The 16,483-nt window shown below is 72.8% G+C and carries 13 protein-coding genes and 1 tRNA gene; 2 read left to right on the top strand and 12 right to left on the bottom strand.

Annotation, left to right across the window (positions count from 1 at the left end; all coding sequences use genetic code 11):
• Nucleotides 1-24 precede the first annotated feature (24 nt).
• Nucleotides 25-1,464, top strand: coding sequence for a GH1 family beta-glucosidase (locus tag ACJ9NR_RS32495; RefSeq protein ID WP_412491121.1), 1,440 nt, complete (start codon nt 25-27; stop codon nt 1,462-1,464).
• Between the two features lie 153 nt (nt 1,465-1,617).
• Here the strand turns inward: ACJ9NR_RS32495 and ACJ9NR_RS32490 are convergent, their stop codons facing one another.
• From ACJ9NR_RS32490 to ACJ9NR_RS32455, 8 genes are all read right to left on the bottom strand, one after another.
• The gene (locus tag ACJ9NR_RS32490) at nt 1,618-2,238 is read right to left on the bottom strand and encodes a hypothetical protein (RefSeq protein ID WP_412491852.1); all 621 of its coding nucleotides are present in this window, start codon (nt 2,236-2,238) and stop codon (nt 1,618-1,620) included.
• Between the two features lie 139 nt (nt 2,239-2,377).
• Entirely contained in the window at nt 2,378-3,073 is a 696-nt protein-coding gene (locus ACJ9NR_RS32485) for a response regulator (RefSeq protein WP_412491122.1), read from the bottom strand.
• A 148-nt stretch (nt 3,074-3,221) separates the two neighbouring features.
• Nucleotides 3,222-3,971: a pyruvate formate-lyase-activating protein gene (gene pflA, locus ACJ9NR_RS32480; protein WP_412491123.1), complete on the bottom strand. Its 750-nt coding sequence runs from the start codon at nt 3,969-3,971 to the stop codon at nt 3,222-3,224.
• Nucleotides 3,968-6,229 carry a formate C-acetyltransferase gene (gene pflB / locus ACJ9NR_RS32475; protein WP_412491124.1) on the bottom strand — a complete coding sequence of 754 codons (2,262 nt, stop codon included), beginning with the start codon at nt 6,227-6,229 and terminating at the stop codon, nt 3,968-3,970. The genes pflA and pflB overlap by 4 nt, the downstream gene beginning before the upstream one ends.
• Before the next feature lie 176 nt (nt 6,230-6,405).
• Nucleotides 6,406-6,840, bottom strand: a complete 435-nt coding sequence (locus ACJ9NR_RS32470; protein WP_412491125.1) for a pyridoxamine 5'-phosphate oxidase family protein — start codon at nt 6,838-6,840, stop codon at nt 6,406-6,408.
• A gap of 227 nt (nt 6,841-7,067) precedes the next feature.
• Nucleotides 7,068-8,831: a GAF domain-containing sensor histidine kinase gene (locus ACJ9NR_RS32465; protein WP_412491126.1), complete on the bottom strand. Its 1,764-nt coding sequence runs from the start codon at nt 8,829-8,831 to the stop codon at nt 7,068-7,070.
• A gap of 590 nt (nt 8,832-9,421) precedes the next feature.
• Complete coding sequence (glpK, locus tag ACJ9NR_RS32460; RefSeq protein ID WP_412491127.1) at nt 9,422-10,936, bottom strand: glycerol kinase GlpK; 1,515 nt, start codon at nt 10,934-10,936, stop codon at nt 9,422-9,424.
• 42 nt (nt 10,937-10,978) lie between these two features.
• Entirely contained in the window at nt 10,979-11,746 is a 768-nt protein-coding gene (locus tag ACJ9NR_RS32455) for an IclR family transcriptional regulator (RefSeq protein WP_412491128.1), read from the bottom strand.
• A gap of 150 nt (nt 11,747-11,896) precedes the next feature.
• Here ACJ9NR_RS32455 and ACJ9NR_RS32450 point away from each other — a divergent pair, with 150 nt between their 5' ends.
• The gene (locus tag ACJ9NR_RS32450; RefSeq protein WP_412491129.1) at nt 11,897-12,331 is read left to right on the top strand and encodes an ATP-binding protein; all 435 of its coding nucleotides are present in this window, start codon (nt 11,897-11,899) and stop codon (nt 12,329-12,331) included.
• A 285-nt stretch (nt 12,332-12,616) separates the two neighbouring features.
• Here ACJ9NR_RS32450 and ACJ9NR_RS32445 read toward each other — a convergent pair whose 3' ends face one another.
• From ACJ9NR_RS32445 to ACJ9NR_RS32430, 4 genes are all read right to left on the bottom strand, one after another.
• Nucleotides 12,617-13,957 carry a phosphoribosyltransferase family protein gene (locus ACJ9NR_RS32445; RefSeq protein WP_412491130.1) on the bottom strand — a complete coding sequence of 447 codons (1,341 nt, stop codon included), beginning with the start codon at nt 13,955-13,957 and terminating at the stop codon, nt 12,617-12,619.
• A gap of 323 nt (nt 13,958-14,280) precedes the next feature.
• Nucleotides 14,281-14,727, bottom strand: coding sequence for an SPW repeat domain-containing protein (locus ACJ9NR_RS32440; RefSeq protein WP_412491131.1), 447 nt, complete (start codon nt 14,725-14,727; stop codon nt 14,281-14,283).
• A 223-nt stretch (nt 14,728-14,950) separates the two neighbouring features.
• A tRNA-Pro gene (locus ACJ9NR_RS32435) sits at nt 14,951-15,024 on the bottom strand.
• Nucleotides 15,025-15,132: 108 nt separating this feature from the next.
• Nucleotides 15,133-16,458: an MFS transporter gene (locus ACJ9NR_RS32430; RefSeq protein WP_412491132.1), complete on the bottom strand. Its 1,326-nt coding sequence runs from the start codon at nt 16,456-16,458 to the stop codon at nt 15,133-15,135.
• Nucleotides 16,459-16,483 lie beyond the last annotated feature (25 nt).

Here is a 16,483-nt window from a genome sequence, read left to right as displayed (position 1 = left end):
ACCCACCTTTCTGAGAGGATCCACGTGGTCACCGCAGCACGACAAGGCGGAACTGCCCCGGACGCGGCACGCACCTTCCCCGAGGGCTTCCTCTGGGGCACCGCGACCGCCTCGTACCAGATCGAGGGGGCAACCGCCGAAGATGGCCGCACCCCCTCCATCTGGGACGTCTACGCCCGTACCCCCGGCCGTGTCCGCAACGGCGACACCGGCGACATCGCCACGGACCACTACCACCGCTGGCGCGAGGACGTCGCGCTCCTGGCCGAACTCGGCCTCGGCGCCTACCGCTTCTCCCTCGCCTGGCCCCGGATCCAGCCGACCGGCCGCGGCCCCGCCGTCCAGAAGGGCCTGGACTTCTACCGCCGCCTGGTCGACGAGCTGCTGGCCCACGGCATCACGCCGGTGGCGACGCTCTACCACTGGGACCTGCCGCAGGAGCTGGAGGACGCGGGAGGCTGGCCCGAGCGCGTCACGGCCGAGCGGTTCGCCGCCTACGCGGCCCTCGCCGCGGACGCCCTCGGCGACCGGGTGAAGACCTGGACCACCCTCAACGAGCCCTGGTGCAGCGCCTTCCTCGGCTACGGCTCCGGCGTCCACGCCCCCGGCCGCACCGATCCGGTCGCCGCCCTGCGCGCCGCTCACCACCTCAACCTGGGGCACGGTCTGGCGGTCCAGGCGCTGCGCGCGGCGCTGCCCTCCGACGCCCGGTGCTCGGTCACGCTCAACTTCCACCAGGTGCGCCCGCTCACCGGCAGCGATGCCGACGCCGACGCCGCCCGCCGGATCGACGCGCTCGCCAACCGGGTCTTCACCGGCCCGATGCTGCGGGGCGCGTACCCGGAGGACCTGTTGAAGGACACGGCGGCGCTGACCGACTGGTCCTTCGTCCGCGACGGCGACCTGGAGCGGATCCACCAGCCGCTGGACTTCCTCGGCATCAACTACTACACGCCCACTCTCGTCTCGGAGGCCGACGGCAGCGCCGCCCACAACGCGGACGGGCACGGCAGGAGCTCGCACAGCCCCTGGCCCGGAGCGGACCAGGTCGCCTTCCACCAGCCTCCCGGCGCCACCACCGCCATGGGCTGGGCCGTCGATCCCACGGGCCTGTACGACCTGCTGCGCCGGCTGGCCTCGGAGTTCCCGGCCCTGCCGCTGGTCGTCACGGAGAACGGAGCGGCGTTCGACGACTACGCCGACCCCTCCGGCCAGGTCAACGACCCCGAACGGATCGCCTACGTGCGCGGCCACCTGGCCGCCGTGCACCGGGCCATCGCCGACGGCGCGGACGTCCGCGGCTACTTCCTGTGGTCGCTGCTGGACAACTTCGAGTGGGGGTACGGCTACAGCAAGCGCTTCGGCGCCGTCTACGTCGACTACCCCACCGGCACCCGCATCCCCAAGGCCAGCGCCCGCTGGTACTCCGAGGTGGCCCGCACCGGCGTCCTGCCCGGCGCCTGACCGGCGTCCTGCCCGGCGCCCGACCGGCGCCGGTGGCGGCACCGTCCCGCCCTCGTGCCCGCGCCCCTCGCGTGCGGGGCACGGGAACGGGTGCGGCCCCCGACCTGCCGGTCGGGGGCCGCACGCGGCGTGGACGAGGTCCGCGGCAGGCGCTCAGCGCAGCCAGGCGTGGTCGCGGACCACGGGCAGGCCCGCCCACCAGCGGCCCAGCCCCCAGGTGGTGCCCGCGGCGGCGGCCGCGACGGCGATCAGCACCACGGCGTAGATCACGTGGTAGTCGGCGAACGGGTTCGTCGACATGCTCGGCGAGCCGTCGGCCAGGTGCTTGGCCGGCGGCCATTCGGCCATCCACATCAGTGCCATCATCGCCGTGCCCGCGACGGCGGCGGGCCGCAGCGCCACACCGGTCATGACGGCGGCGCCGATGCCCAGCAGGCCGAGCATGAACAGCCAGTCGGCCCAGGTGTCGCCGGCCCACGAGTGGAACGTCGACTGCATCGGTCCGGCGGCCACGGAGCTCAGGAAGCCCTTCGTGGGCGATCCTCCGTCGACCCAGCCCTTGCCGGACGCCGTGGCGTATCCGAGGCCGAAGGTCTTGTCCAGGAACGCCCACAGGAAGACGAAACCGGTCAGGACGCGCAGGCTCGCGAGGGCCCGGGCCGCCACGGTGTGCGTGTCGACGCCGGCCGACACGGCGAGCGCGGAGCCGGTCCGGCCGCTGCGGAAGAACAGACGGAAGCCCGGGCTGCGGTGGGAGTGCTCGTGCACGGCCATGATGGTGGTCCCCTCTGGCATGTTCAGGTCGTCTTTGCTTGACGACCTCACTCTCCCAGCGCGCGCCTGGCGACGCGGGATGCCGAAGGGCTCCGCCGATGGGGACCAACGTCCCCGCCTCCGGGGACGTTTCGCGGTGTCACTGACCGTCCTGCCGCTGCCGGTCCTTGGTCTGGGTGGCGATCACGGCGGCCTGGACGCGGCGCTCCACCCCCAGCTTGGCCAGCAGTCGGGAGATGTGGTTCTTCACCGTCTTCTCGGACAGGTAGAGGCGCTGGCCGATCTGGCGGTTGGTGAGGCCCTCGCCGATCAGGGACAGGATCTCCCGCTCCCGGTCGGTCAGGCCGGACAGCGCCTCCGGTTCCTCCTCCTGCTGCTGCTGACCACCGCGCAACCGGGCCATCAGCCGGGCGGTCGCGCTCGGGTCCAGCAGGGACTGGCCGGCGGCCACGGTGCGCACGGCGGCGACCAGGTCCGAGCCCTGGATCTGCTTCAGGACGTATCCGGACGCGCCCGCCATGATCGCGTCCAGCAGGGCCTCCTCGTCGTCGAAGGAGGTCAGCATGAGACAGGCCAGTTCCGGCATGCGCGAGCGCAGCTCCCGGCAGACGCTCACGCCGTCGCCGTCGGGCAGGCGGACGTCCAGCACCGCCACCTGCGGGCGCAGCGCGGGGATGCGCACCAGGGCCTGCTCCGCCGTACCGGCCTCGCCGACCACCTCGATGTCCGGCTCGTCGTTCAGCAGGTCGCGCACGCCTCGCCGTACCACCTCGTGGTCGTCCATCAGGAAGACCCGGACGGGGTTGTGGGGGCCGAACTGCTTGCCGTCTGCCATCGATCGCTCCCTGTCGCGGCGCTCGCCTCGCCGCCGTCCGTTCCCGAACGGCTCGCCTGCTGTCCGAGATCTTGCCCTCATCCGGGCGCGAGCACCAGGCCCCGCCGTCTCCCCGGTACCGGCGCCCGGCGGGGCCCGGGCAGCCGGCTCACGGTGTCCGCAGGCCGTGTTCCCGGAACCGCCGTCGCACCCGTTCCACCGATTCCGGGTCGGGCACGGGGGTGTCGCGCAGCGGGAAGTCGATGCCGAGGGCGTCGTACTTGTGGGCGCCGAGCTTGTGGAACGGCAGCACGTCCACCCGGTCCACGTTGCCGAGCCCGGCCAGGAACGCACCGAGGCCGTCCACGGCCGAGAGGTCGTCGGTCCAGCCGGGCACGAGGACGTAGCGGATGTACACGGGGACGTGGAGCCGGTCCAGGCGGGTGGCGAAGGAGAGGGTCGGGGCCAGCCGGCCGCCGGTGAGCTTCCGGTAGGCGGAGATGTCGAACGACTTGATGTCCAGCAGCACCAGGTCGGTGTCGGCGAGGAGTGCGTCGGAGGCGCGTTCGCCCAGGAACCCGGAGGTGTCCAGCGCCGTGTGCAGCCCGGCCTCCTTGCAGCGGTGCAGGACGGAGCCCGTGAACGCGCGCTGGAGCAGCGGTTCTCCGCCCGTGATCGTCACCCCGCCCCCGGCCGTGGCAAGGAAGGCCCGGTACTTCTCGATCTCGGCCATGACCTCGTCCACCGACGCCGGCCGGCCGTCCCGCATGTGCCAGGTGTCGGGGTTGGCGCAGTACAGGCAGCGCAGTGGGCAGCCGCTGACGAACAGCACGAACCGGGTCCCGGGGCCGTCCACGCCGGTGGACAGGTCCCAGGAGTGGATCCGGCCGGCCGGCGCCGGCGCCGTCGTGTTCCTCACAGCGACCCGTGGAAGGTGCGGCTGATCACGTCGAGCTGCTGCTCGCGGGTCAGGCGGACGAAGTTGACGGCGTATCCGGAGACCCGGATGGTCAGCTCCGGGTACTTCTCCGGGTGTTCCATGGCGTCCTCGAGGGTGGCCCGGTCCAGCACGTTGACGTTCATGTGGAAGCCGCCCGCGGCCGTGTAGCCGTCGAGGATGCCGACCAGGTTGCCCGCGCGTTCCGCGGGGTCGTGGCCGAGCCCCTCGGGTGTGACGGTCGTGGTCAGCGAGATCCCGTCCCGTGCCTCCTCGTACGGCAGCTTCGCCACCGACAGCGCCGACGCGACGACCCCGTGCCGGTCCCGGCCGTTCATCGGGTTGGCGCCGGGCGCGAAGGGCTCACCGGCGCGCCGGCCGTCGGGGGTGTTGCCGGTGTGCTTGCCGTAGACCACGTTGGAGGTGATGGTCAGCACGGACTGGGTGTGCTCGGCGCCCCGGTAGGCCGGGTGCCTGCGCACCTTCGCCATGAACGACTCGACCAGGTCGACGGCGAGGGCGTCGGCGCGGTCGTCGTTGTTGCCGTACCTGGGGAAGTCGCCCGTCGTCCGGTAGTCCACGGCGAGCCCGGTCTCGTCCCTGAGGTCCTCGACCCGGCCGTACCTGACGGCGGACAGGCTGTCCACGGCCACCGACAGACCGGCGATGCCGCAGGCCATGAAGCGGTGCACGGGGTGGTCGTGCAGCGCCATCTCGATGCGCTCGTAGGCGTACTTGTCGTGCATGTAGTGGATGACGTTGAGCGCGTCGACGTAGGTCTCGGCCAGCCAGTCGAGCATCCGGTCGTACGCGGCGGACAGCTCCTCGTGGTCGAGGTACTCGCCGGTGAGCGGGGGCGTCTCGGGTGCGACCTGCTCGCCGGTCATCTCGTCCCGGCCGCCGTTGATCGCGTACAGCAGGGCCTTGGCGAGGTTGACCCGGGCCCCGAAGAACTGCATCTGCCTGCCCACCGCCATGGCGGAGACGCAGCAGGCGATGGCGGTGTCGTCGCCGGTGCGGGGGCGTATCGCCTCGTCGGACTCGTACTGGATGGCGCTGGTGTCGATGGAGACCCGGGCGCAGAACCGCTTGAACCCCTCCGGCAGGCGCGGCGACCACAGCACGGTCAGGTTCGGCTCCGGTGCCGGCCCGAGGTTGTAGAGGGTCTGCAGGAAGCGGAAGGAGGTGCGGGTGACCAGCGGGCGGCCGTCGGCTCCGATGCCGCCGATGGACTCCGTCACCCAGGTCGGGTCGCCGGAGAACAGGGCGTCGTACTCGGGGGTGCGCAGGAACCGCACGATCCGCAGTTTGATCACGAAGTCGTCGATCAGTTCCTGGGCCCGCGTCTCGTCGATCACTCCCTCGGCCAGGTCCCGCTGGAGGTGGACGTCCAGGAAGGTCGAGGTGCGCCCGAGCGACATCGCGGCACCGTTCTGCTCCTTCACGGCGGCCAGGAAGCCGAGGTAGAGCCACTGCACGGCCTCGTGCGCGGTGGCGGCCGGGCGCGAGACGTCGCAGCCGTACGACGCCGCCATCCGCGTCAGCTCACCCAGCGCACGGATCTGTTCGGCGAGTTCCTCCCGGTCGCGGATGACGTCCGGGGTGGAGGGCCGCGCGTCCAGCAGGGCGCGTTCGGCCCGCTTCGCCCGGATCAGCCGGTCGGTGCCGTAGAGCGCGACGCGCCGGTAGTCGCCGATGATCCGGCCGCGGCCGTAGGCGTCCGGCAGCCCGGTGATGATGCCGGCCCTGCGCGCGGCACGCATCCGGGGGGTGTACGCGTCGAAGACGCCGTCGTTGTGGGTCTTGCGGTAGGTGCCGAAGACCTTGGTGACGAAGGGGTCGGGCGCACGGCCGTACGCCTTCAGCCCGTTCTCGACCATCCGCAGGCCGCCGTTGGGCATGATGGCGCGCTTCAGGGGCGCGTCGGTCTGCAGTCCGACGATCAGCTCGCGTTCCCGGTCGATGTAGCCGGGCGCGTGCGAGGTGATCGTGGAAGGGGTGGCGGCGTCCACGTCGAGGACGCCCTTGCGGCGCTCCTCGGGGAACAGGCCGCTGACCCGGTGCCAGACGGACAGCGTGCGCTCGGTCGGGCCGGCCAGGAACTCGGGGCCGCCCTCGTACGGCGTGTAGTTGGCCTGGATGAAGTCCCGCACGTCGACACGCTCGCGCCACCGCTGCCCGGTGAAGCCCCGCCAGGCATCGGTGGGTGCGGCCACGTCCGTGTGGGGTGCCATCGTCATCTCTGCCTCCGCATCGCTTGCGACACCGCCCGGAGGAGAGTCCCCCGGGCGGCTCCACCGTCGATGTTCTACGCCCGTAGCCGGGCGGGGCAGGGTCGGCGGGAGCCCGCCGCCGCGCCGTCCGGCCCCACCGCCGCGGGACGTTGGTCCCGGTCGTACGAGGGGAGGCGCGGGCGTCAGGCCGGCATGGCGTCCATGGTCCGGCCGGTGACGAGTTCACGCCCGGTGACCAGTTCGGACGCGATGCGGACGAAGACCTCGTCGGGGCACGGCGACCAGGAGGGCGGGACCCTCCGCCGCAGGCGCCCCAGCTCCGCCCCCTCGGTCACGACCTCGGCGTGGCCGGTGACGACGACGCTCCAGCCGGCCCGCCCGGGCACGTCGACGGCGTCCGCCTCGAAGGCGACGACCGCGCCGTCGACCGCGCGGGCCAGCTCGGAGGCCGCGGCGGTGCGCAGCACCACCGCCCCGTCCGTGTCGAGGCCGAAGCCGACCGGCACCACCGCGGGCAGGGCCCGCCGCGTGAAGACGACACGGCCCACGGGTGCGGTGGCCAGCAGGCGCAGGCACTGGCTGTGGGCGAGTTCACGGAAACCATCGTCGGGATACATGGCCCAGCCCTCCCTCGAGGCGGTGCGCGCGGCCTGTGTTCATGCTGGGCCCGGCCGCCTCCGTGGGTGAGGGCCTCCGGTCCCGCTGTCGACCGGAGAGTGGCCCACGAAAGCGTGCCGTTCGCCGGGCAACGTGCGGTCCTTCGGGCCCGGTCGGGCCCGTCGTCCTTCCACGGGGCGTGGCCGGCGCCCGCGTCAGGTCCGCGCGCGGCCCCGTACGGCCGGGGTCAGCCGCCCGTCAGGGCGTGCTCACCGGCCGTGGGCGAGGGGTCCGCGGACAGGGGTACGGTCCATCGCAGCAGCGTGCCGGAAGGGTCGCGGCGATCGGCGTGGAAGGTGCCGCCGAGTTCCTCGGCACGGCTTCGCAGGTTGGCCAGGCCGCTGCGGCGGGTGGCGGCGGGGTCGATGCCGCATCCGTTGTCGGCGACGATCAGCCCCAGCGTCCGGTCGGAGGCCTCGGCGGTGACCTCCACCGCCGTGGCCCCGGCGTGCCGGGCCGCGTTCGACAGGGCTTCGCGCAGTACGGCGAGCAGGTGGTCGGCGTGGCCGGCGGGCACGTCGGTGTCCAGCAGACCGGTCATGCGCAGCGCCGGGGCGAAGCCGAGGACCTGAGCGGCCTCGTCCGTCACGGCCAGCAGCTGGGCCCGCAGTCCGCCGGAGCGCTGCCGCCGGTCGCGGTGCTGGAGACCGAAGATGGTCGAGCGGATCGTCTTGATGGTGTCGTCCAGGTCGTCCACGACCCGCTCGATGCGCTCGGCGGCGGTGGGCTGGTCGCGCACGTGACCGAGCACGGTCTGCAGGGTCAGTCCGTCGGCGAAGAGACGCTGGATGACCTGGTCGTGCAGGTCCCGGGCGATGCGGTCACGGTCACCGAGCAGCGTGAGCTGCTCGGCCTCGCGACGGTGCTCGGCGAGCTCCAGCACCAGGGCCGCCTGGTCGGCGAAGGTGAGGACCATGTCGAAGGTCGCGTCGCTGAACGGGGGCCTGCCGGGCACGTTGGCCACCTGGAGCACGCCGCGCACCTTCTCTGTGCTCCCCACGGGCACGAAGAAGGCGGGGCCCAGGCGGACCACGGAGGCGCTGCCGCCCGACCCGCGGGAGTCGTCGCTGAGGGCCTCGCTGGTGATCGGCTCCCCCGTGGTGAACACCTTCGCCGCCAGGGTGGTCGCCGGCAGCGCCAGGCCCAGCACCTCGTCGGCCGCCCGGCCGGCCGCGGCCTCCACGACCAGGTCCTGGCCCCGCCCCACCGGCCGGGCCAGGGTGACCAGGTCGCTGCCGGTCATCTGCCGGACCGTGTCGGCCAGGGACCGCAGGATCTCCTCCGGCGGCTCCCCCGACAGCAGCGCACGCGTCATGTCCGCGCTGGCGGACAGCCGGCGCTCGCGGTGGCGGCTGTCGTCGTACATGCGGGCGTTGTCGATCGCGACGCCCGCGGCGGCGGCCAGGGACTGCAGCACCACCTCGTCGTCGGTGTCGAAGGGCAGCCCGCCCCGCTTGTCCGTCAGGTAGAGGTTGCCGAAGACCTTCCCGCGCACCTGTACGGGGGCGCCCAGGAAGGTCCGCATCGGCGGATGCCCCGGCGGGAAGCCCGCCGACTCCGGATGCTCACCGAGATCGTCCAGCCGCAGCGGGTGCGGCTCGCGGATCAGCAGGCCCAGGATCCCGTGCCCCTCGGGGTAGTGACCGATCTCCGCGATGGTCCGGTCGTCCATGCCGACCGTGATGAACTGCCGGATCACGCCCTCTTCACCCGGCACGCCCAGCGCGCCGTAGGTGGCGTCCACGAGGTCGACGGCGGACTGCACGATCCGGCGCAGCAGATCCTCCAGGTGGAGGTCGCTGCCGATCGCCATCACCGCGTCCAGCAGGGTCTGCACGCGGTCCCGGCCACCGCGCACGCGCTCGACATGTTCCTGCAGCTCGCTGAGCAGCGCGTCCATCCGCAACGGCGGGACCGGGCCGGAACGCTCCGCCGCGCTGCGCTCGTCCATCCCGGCTCCCTCCGCGTCTTCCCTCATCACGCAGAACAGAATGCCCGAAGGGCCCTGGCGGAGAACACCGAACTTGTGCCAAGGAACAGCCCCGTCGGCGCGCCGGGACCGGTCCCGCGGCAGACCCCCGGCGCCCCGTTCGAACAGGCCGGTGGGGGGTGAAGGGGGTGAATGGGGTGAATGGGGTTAAACGGGTGAAGGAGGTGAAGGGGGTGAAACCGTGTCGGCCGGTGGCCCCGGCCGGGATCCGGCCCGGTGGCCGCGAGGAGGACACCTGCGAGCGGATCACCGCGTCGCGCTCGCCCCGTCGGACTCGCCGCGTCGCGCCCGCCCGTCGCGCCTGATCTGGCGGACGGGTACTCCGGACCCGCGGGCGCGGGCGCGGGCGCGAGCGCGGGGCGGCCGCGTCGCTGCGCGCGGGAAGAGATGAGGACGGGCGGGCGCGAGGCCATGAGGGCGGGCGGCCCAGGGCCATGACGACAGGCGGCCCGAGGACATCACGACAGGCGGGGCGAGGCGCACGCCGGGGTCCGCATGCCGGAGCAAGCGCGCGGCCGGCGCACGAGGCGGGCCGTGTCCGGTGGCCGCCGTCACGGGTGCTTCGGCTGCCGGACCCACCCCAGGGACCGTTCGACCGCCAGCTTCCAGCTTTCGTACTCCCACTCCCGCCGTTCGGGATCCATGTCCGGCAGCCACTGGGCGGCCCGGTGCCAGTTGCGGCGCAGCACCTCCAGATCGGGCCAGTAGCCGGCCGCCAGCCCGGCCGCGTAGGCGGCGCCCAGGGAGACCGTCTCGGCGACCAGGGGCCGTACGACCGGAACGTCGAGCACGTCGGCCAGGATCTGCATGAGCAGGTGGTCGGACGTCATGCCCCCGTCGACCTTGAGCTGTTTCAGCGCGAGTCCGGCGTCGGCGTTCATGGCGTCGACGACCTCGCGGGTCTGCCAGCCGGTGGCCTCCAGGACGGCCCGGGCCAGATGGCCCTTCGTGATGTACGAGGTCAGGCCGACGATGACGCCCCGTGCGTCGCTGCGCCAGTGCGGCGCGAACAGGCCGGAGAAGGCGGGGACGATGTAGCAGCCGCCGTTGTCCTCGACGGTGCGCGCCAGCGTCTCGATCTCGGGTGCGCTGTGGATCAGGCCCAGCCGGTCGCGGAACCACTGGACCAGCGAGCCCGTGACGGCCATCGGACCTTCGAGCGCGTAGACCGTGGGCTGGTCCGCGATCTTGTACGCGACCGTGGTGAGGAGCCCGTGCCCGGAGCGCACGAGGTCGGTGCCCGTGTTCATCACCAGGAAGCTGCCGGTCCCGTAGGTGCACTTCGCCTCGCCCGGCGAGAAGCAGGTCTGTCCGAAGAGGGCCGCCTGCTGGTCACCGAGGGCGGCCGTGATGGGCACACCGGCGAGCAGCGCCCGGGCCTCGCCGTAGTGCTCCGCCGAGGAACGGATCTCCGGCAGCATCGAACGCGGCACGCCGAAGAAGTCCAGCAGCGACTCGTCCCAGCTCAGCGTGCGGATGTCCATGAGCATGGTGCGGCTGGCGTTGGTGGCGTCGGTGATGTGCACGCCGCCGTCCGGGCCCCCGGTGAGGTTCCAGATCAGCCAGCTCTCCATGGTGCCGAACAGCACCTCGCCGTCCCGGGCGCGCCGCTCCAGCCCGTCGACGTGGTCGAACAGCCAGCGGATGCGGGGCGCGGAGAAGTAGGTGGAGGGAGGCAGGCAGCAGCGCTCCAGGAAGTACTCGTCGCCGGGCCGGCTCCTCAGCTCGTCGACGAGCGGGCCGGTGCGGGTGTCCTGCCAGACGATCGCCCTGCCCAGCGGGACCCCTGTGCGCCGGTCCCAGAGCACCGTCGTCTCGCGCTGGTTGGCGATGCCCACGGCCGAGATCTGTCCCACGTCCACCTGGGCGTTCGACAGTGCCTCGGGTACGACGCGCTGGAGGTTGCGCCAGATCTCGACGGCGTCGTGCTCGACCCAGCCCGGCCGGGGGAAGTACTGCTGGTGCTCCCGCTGGGCGACCGACACCAGCCGCCCGCCGTGGTCGAACAGGATGCATCGTGTGGAGGTGGTGCCCTGGTCGATGGACATCACATACCGCTCAACCATGATCGGCCCTGCCTTCCGTTGTGTCGCGGGAGTGCCGGGGACCTACCAGCGGGCCGCACCCAGGTCCCTGGAGATCGCGCGTGCCGCCTCCCGCAGCACGGTGATCAGGGCCGGTTGGGGCCGGCCTTTGGTGTCGCAGATCCGCTCGACGGCGCCGGACACTCCGATCGCGCCCACCACCAGACCGCCCTGTCCCCGGATCGGGGCCGCGATTCCGGCTTCGCCCATGCTCATCTCCTGCACCTCGGCGCCCCAGCCGAGGTCCCGTATCTCGCTCAGCGCCCGGTTGAGTTCCTCCGGGTGGACCAGGGTGTGCCGGGTGTACGACTCCGGCGCGGCCTCCAGCACGGCGTCCACGGGCGTGACCCCGTAGGCCAGCAGCACCTTGCCGAGCGAGGAGGCGTGCAACGGCAGCAGCGCGCCGACGTCCAGGGTCTGCAGGGTGTCGTCCGGCCGGAAGACATGGTGGATGACGAGCACCCTGCCCTCCAGGGGCGTGCCCAGGCGGACGGCCTCCCCGCTGCGGGCGGCCAGGGCGTCGGCCCAGTTGATGGACCGCGAACGCAGTTCGTTCACGTCGAGGTAACTGGTGCCGAGGTGCAGCAGCGCCGCCCCCAGCTGGTACTTTCCCGTCTCCGGGTCCTGCTCCACGAAGTCGACGTGCTGCAGGGTGCGCAGTATCCCGTGTGCGGTGCCCTTGGCCAGGCCGAGCGAGGACGCCACCTCGCCCAGTCCCATCCGACGGGATCCGCCGGCGAGCAGGCGCAGGATCGCCGCGGCTCGCTCGATGGACTGGACTGGGCCGGCCATGAAGCGATGGTAGTCCGTGTTTTTGCGGTAGGGGACTGCCGTTCGGTAATGCCGACCGGGGTTCGTTGACCGGCGGGGGTTCCCTCCCTAGCGTCTTTCTCGCGTGCCGTCGCGCCGAGTCCATGGCGGGCAGCGCTCCGAGGAGGACACATGACAACAGCGCAGCTCGACGCCGCGCCTCGAGGGGAGGTCGAGCACGTTCTGCCGCTTCCGCACGACCCGGGGGCCGTCTCAGCCGTGCGCCGGCGCATACGTACGGTCCTCATCGACTGGAACCTGGCGGCGGACACCGCGGAAGACGTACTGCTGGTGGTGTCGGAGCTGGTCACCAACGCGATCGTGCACGCCCTGCCCCCGGCGACGCTGACGCTCTCCCGGACCGCGCCGGACGGGTGCGGTGCCGTCCGTGTGGAAGTGACCGACAGGGGGCCCGCGGCTCCCACGGCACTGTCCGCCGCCGCACTCGACCCGGACGAGTGCGGCCGCGGCCTCGCCATCGTCACCGCCCTGGCGGCCCGCTGCGGCGCCCGCGCGGACTCCGGCGGGACCATCCGCTGGGCGGAACTGCACTGCGACCGGGGCTGAGGCTCGCCACCGCGGACACAGCCCGAGGGAGTTCTTGCGCTCGGGTCCGAGACGTTCCCGGCTACCTCTTCCGCCCGGCGAAGGCGCTGACGATGCCGGCGAAGGCGAAGATGGCGGCGATGACGACGGCGGCGGTCGGCCAGTTCATGACGTGCTCCCTTCTGCTCCCATGACCACTTGACACCGGCCGGGCCCGGGCTGCCAGGTACCGAACGTCCCGGCGGCCCGTCCGAACGGGCCGAGGGGGGAGGGGATCCGCCGCCTCGGTCACGCCGGTCACGCCGGTCACGCCGAACGGCGCAGCGGCGCAGCGGCCGTGGGGCGGGCGAGGTGGGCGGTGAACCAGTCCTCGGCCAGCTCGGCGACCGTGGCCAGGGCGCCGGGCTCGGTGAACAGGTGGGTGGCACCGGGAACGACGGCGACGCGGTGTTCGCAGTGCATCCGGCCGGCGGCGAGCCGGTTGCGTTCGAGAACGGCGGTGTCCCGGCCGCCCACGATGAGCAGCGTGGGCGCGCGCACCCGAGCCAGTGCGGCGGGGGCGGCCAGGTCGGGGCGGCCGCCCCGGGAGACGATCGAGCGGATGTCGGCCTCGGGTGCGCAGGCGGCCTCCAGGGCGGCGGCCGCGCCGGTGCCGCGCCCGAAGTGGGCGACGGGCAGACCGGTTTCGTGCCGCAGCCAGACGGAGGCCGCGCGCAGCCGCCGGGCCAGCAGGAGGACGTCGAAGACCTTGTCCCGGTCGTGCTCCTCGTCCTCGGTGAGCAGGTCGAGCAGCAGGGTGCCCAGCCCCGCCCGGTTCAGCACGTCGGCGATGTACCGGTTGTGCGGTCCGTGCCGGCCGCTGCCGCTGCCGTGCGCGAAGGCCACGACCGCCGGGGCCGCGGCGGGGAGGGTGAGACGAGCGGCCAACCACTCGCCCGCGGCCGGCAGTTGCACCTGCCGGTGCGACAGGCGGGGGCTCGGCGCGGCGGCCACGAGCGGGACGGCGGGCACGGGGTGGGCGGCTCGGGCGAGCAGGTCGGCCACCTCGGCGTCGGACGTCCGGGCGAAGTCGTGGTACCAGGCTCCGACCGAGTCCAGGTGCCGGAGGGTCTGCAGACAGACGACGTCGTCGGCCACCTCACGCAGTTCCGTGACGACGGCCACCGGTCCGACGGGCACGGCGAGGACGACCTCAGCCGCTCCTCGGGCGCGGGCCACCCGGCAGGCGGCCCGGGCCGTGACTCCGGTGGTCAGCCCGTCGTCCACGATCACCGCCGTACGTCCGGCCAGCGGCACCGCCTGCCGGCCCGTGCCGTAGCGGTGCGCCCACCGGTCGAGTTCGGTGCGGACCGGCTTCTCCACGGCCGTCTGCTCCGCCGGGCTCAGTCCGGCCGCCTGGACGACGGCGTCGTCCAGGACGCGCACTCCCTGTTCGCCGATGGCGCCGAAGGTCCACTCCGGCTGCCACGGCACGCGCAGCCTGCGCACCACGAGTACATCCAGCGGCGCGCCCAGCTCCTGGGCCACTTCATAGGCCACCGGGACCCCGCCCCGCGCCAGCCCCAGCACCACCGCGTTGTGGCCGCGCAGGAACTCCAGGTGCCAGGCCAACTGCCGCCCGGCCTGCCTGCGGTCGTCGAAGAGCATCGCCGCCACCCCCCAGCCCTGACAGCAGCGCGGCGGCACTCAACCGCCGCACCGCGGGGGCGAGTTGTTCCTCACCTCTCATTGCATCGCGCTTCGCCGGACGCCGGTAGGGACGGCCGGCCCGGACCCGGGACCAACGGGCCCTGCCGCCAGGCGACGGCCGGTGGACGGTCTTTGTGCCGTGCCGTGCCGTGCCGTGTGGTGTCGCGTCGAGTACGGGCATGTCCCGGTGCCGTGCCGAGCACGGGCATGCTGGCGCGACGGCGCCGCCCATGCGGGTGGGGCCGAGCCGGTCCGCTCGGCCCCACCCGGATGCGGACGGGTCAGGTCCGACCCTTCGCCCGCCTCGCGAGGAGCCCCGTGATCGCGGCCAGGATGACGGCGAGGCCGCCGACCACGGCGTTGCTGACAACCTCCGCGGCGGGGTGCGAGCTGCGCGCGCCCGACACCACGAAGGGGGCGATGACGGTCCACACACCGATCCCGGCCGCCGCCCAGCTCATCGCGTGCGTGCGCTCGTAGGCGGAGCCGAATCCGCCGCCCATCAGGAACGCGTACGCGAGCCCGGCGATCAGGTTGGTCACGGCGAGTGTCGGCAGGGTGGCGTCGAATCCCACGATCCATGCCGAGGCCGCCAGGTACAGACCGGCCAGCAGGCCGAGTCCTTCGCAGATCTGCGCTGTCACCGACGTCGTCACCCGTTCGGAGCGGGCTCGCAGCGCAAGGATGTCCGGGTGTTCCTCGATACCCGGGAATGTGCGTTCGGTCATGTCAGACACCTCCCGTGTCATTCCGAACCCACGGCACTCATGTCGCATCGGGCAGATGAAAGCCGCGACTCCCTTCTTATGTCCTCCTTATATCGTCTGCCGTCGCCCGCCCGATGTCGTGGGCCGAACGGCCCTGCCTTCGTGGACGGTCCCGGGACAGAAGAAGAGCCCTCACAGAAGAAGGGCCCTCGCAGGCACTCGCCTGCGAAGACCCTTCGCACCGTCGGGACGACAGGATTTGAACCTGCGACCCCTTGACCCCCAGTCAAGTGCGCTACCAAGCTGCGCCACGTCCCGGTGCCTGTCTGACCTGGGGTTTCCCCGGGCCGGACGTGCACAGAAACCATACCGCACTCGGCTCGGTGGTCGTGCATGGGTTTCGCGGCCGACGCCCGCGTCGGGAGGTCAGGCCGTCGGCTTCGAGCAGGGCTGCTCGCGTACCGGTCTCGTCGCCGCGATCGCGCTCGGAGCGTCGGCGCGGACCAGGTCGCGGATCGCCGGGACCGAGAGCAGGGCGATCGGAACGGCGAGGCTGACCGCTCCGGAGACGAGGAGGACATGGCCGGAGCCCAGGGCCCCGGCGGCGGGGCCGGCCAGGGCCTGGCCGACCGGCATCATCGCCAGGGAGCCGGCGACGTCGTAGGCGTGGATGCGGTTGAGGACGTCGGGCTGTACCTGGGTCTGGACGCTGGTGGCCCACATGACGCCCCAGAAGGACATCCCCGCTCCGGCGGCGGCCGCCCCCGCCGCCATGAGCGGCAGGTGCAGGCCCGCGCCGACCGTCACCGGGAAGCCCGCGAAGGCGAACAGGGAGACGGCGCCGGCGCGGAGCATGCGGCGGGGGCGCAGGCGCAGGGCGAGGACGCCGCCGACGACCGTTCCGGCGCCGAGCGCGGAGTTGACCAGGCCGTAGGCGCGTGGGCCGTGCTGCTGCACCACCTCTGTGGCCACGAGCGGGACCGTCGGCCCCCAGACGGCGATCATGTAGACGCACCAGACGGCTATGACGCCCCACAGCCAGGTGCGGGAGCGGAATTCGCGCCATCCTTCGATCAGGTCGGCGCGGAAGGCGCCGGAGCCGCCGTGACCCGCCGGGCCGCCGCCGGCGGCCGGTGGGGGCAGACGGAGCAGCAGGAGGCACAGGGCGCTGATCGCGTAGGTCGCGGCGTGGGCCGCGAAGACCCCGCCCGGTGAGGCGAAGCCGACGAGGAGACCCGCCGTGGCGGGGCCGGCGAGCTGGGCGGCCGACTCGGCGATGCGGATGGCGCCGTTCGCGCCCTGGACGTCGGCGGCGAGCCGGGGGACCGTGCTGGCGACGCCGGGCTGGAACACGGCGCCCGCGACGCCGTTGACGAAACCGATCGCGCAGATCTGCCAGAGCACGACGTGCCCGGAGTAGAACAGTGCCGCGGCGAGGGACTGCGTGCCGAGGCGGACCAGGTCGGCGCCGATCATCAGCTTGCGGGTGCTGAAGCGGTCGGCGATGACCCCGCCGAAGACGACCAGGCCGGCGAAGGCGGCGGCCGTCGCGGCCATGGCCAGGCCGACCGCGCCCGCCCCGTACCCGTGCTGGAGCAGACCCGCGGCGAGGGCGACGGGAAGCATGGTGTCGCCGAGCCGGGCGACGGCACGGGCGACGAAGAACAGCCCGAAGTCACGCGACCACACCGGCCGTTCGCCCGCCGGCAGCCCCGCCCTCTCTCCGGCCACGACGTCATGACCTGCGCCCATCCCCGCGCGCTCCCCTCCCCGCTCG

This window comes from Streptomyces sediminimaris (genome assembly GCF_047049295.1).
Taxonomy (GTDB): Bacteria; Actinomycetota; Actinomycetes; order Streptomycetales; family Streptomycetaceae; genus Streptomyces; species Streptomyces sediminimaris.
The sequence above is the reverse complement of the archived record's forward strand: the minus strand, read 5'-3'. Positions and strand labels throughout refer to the sequence as shown.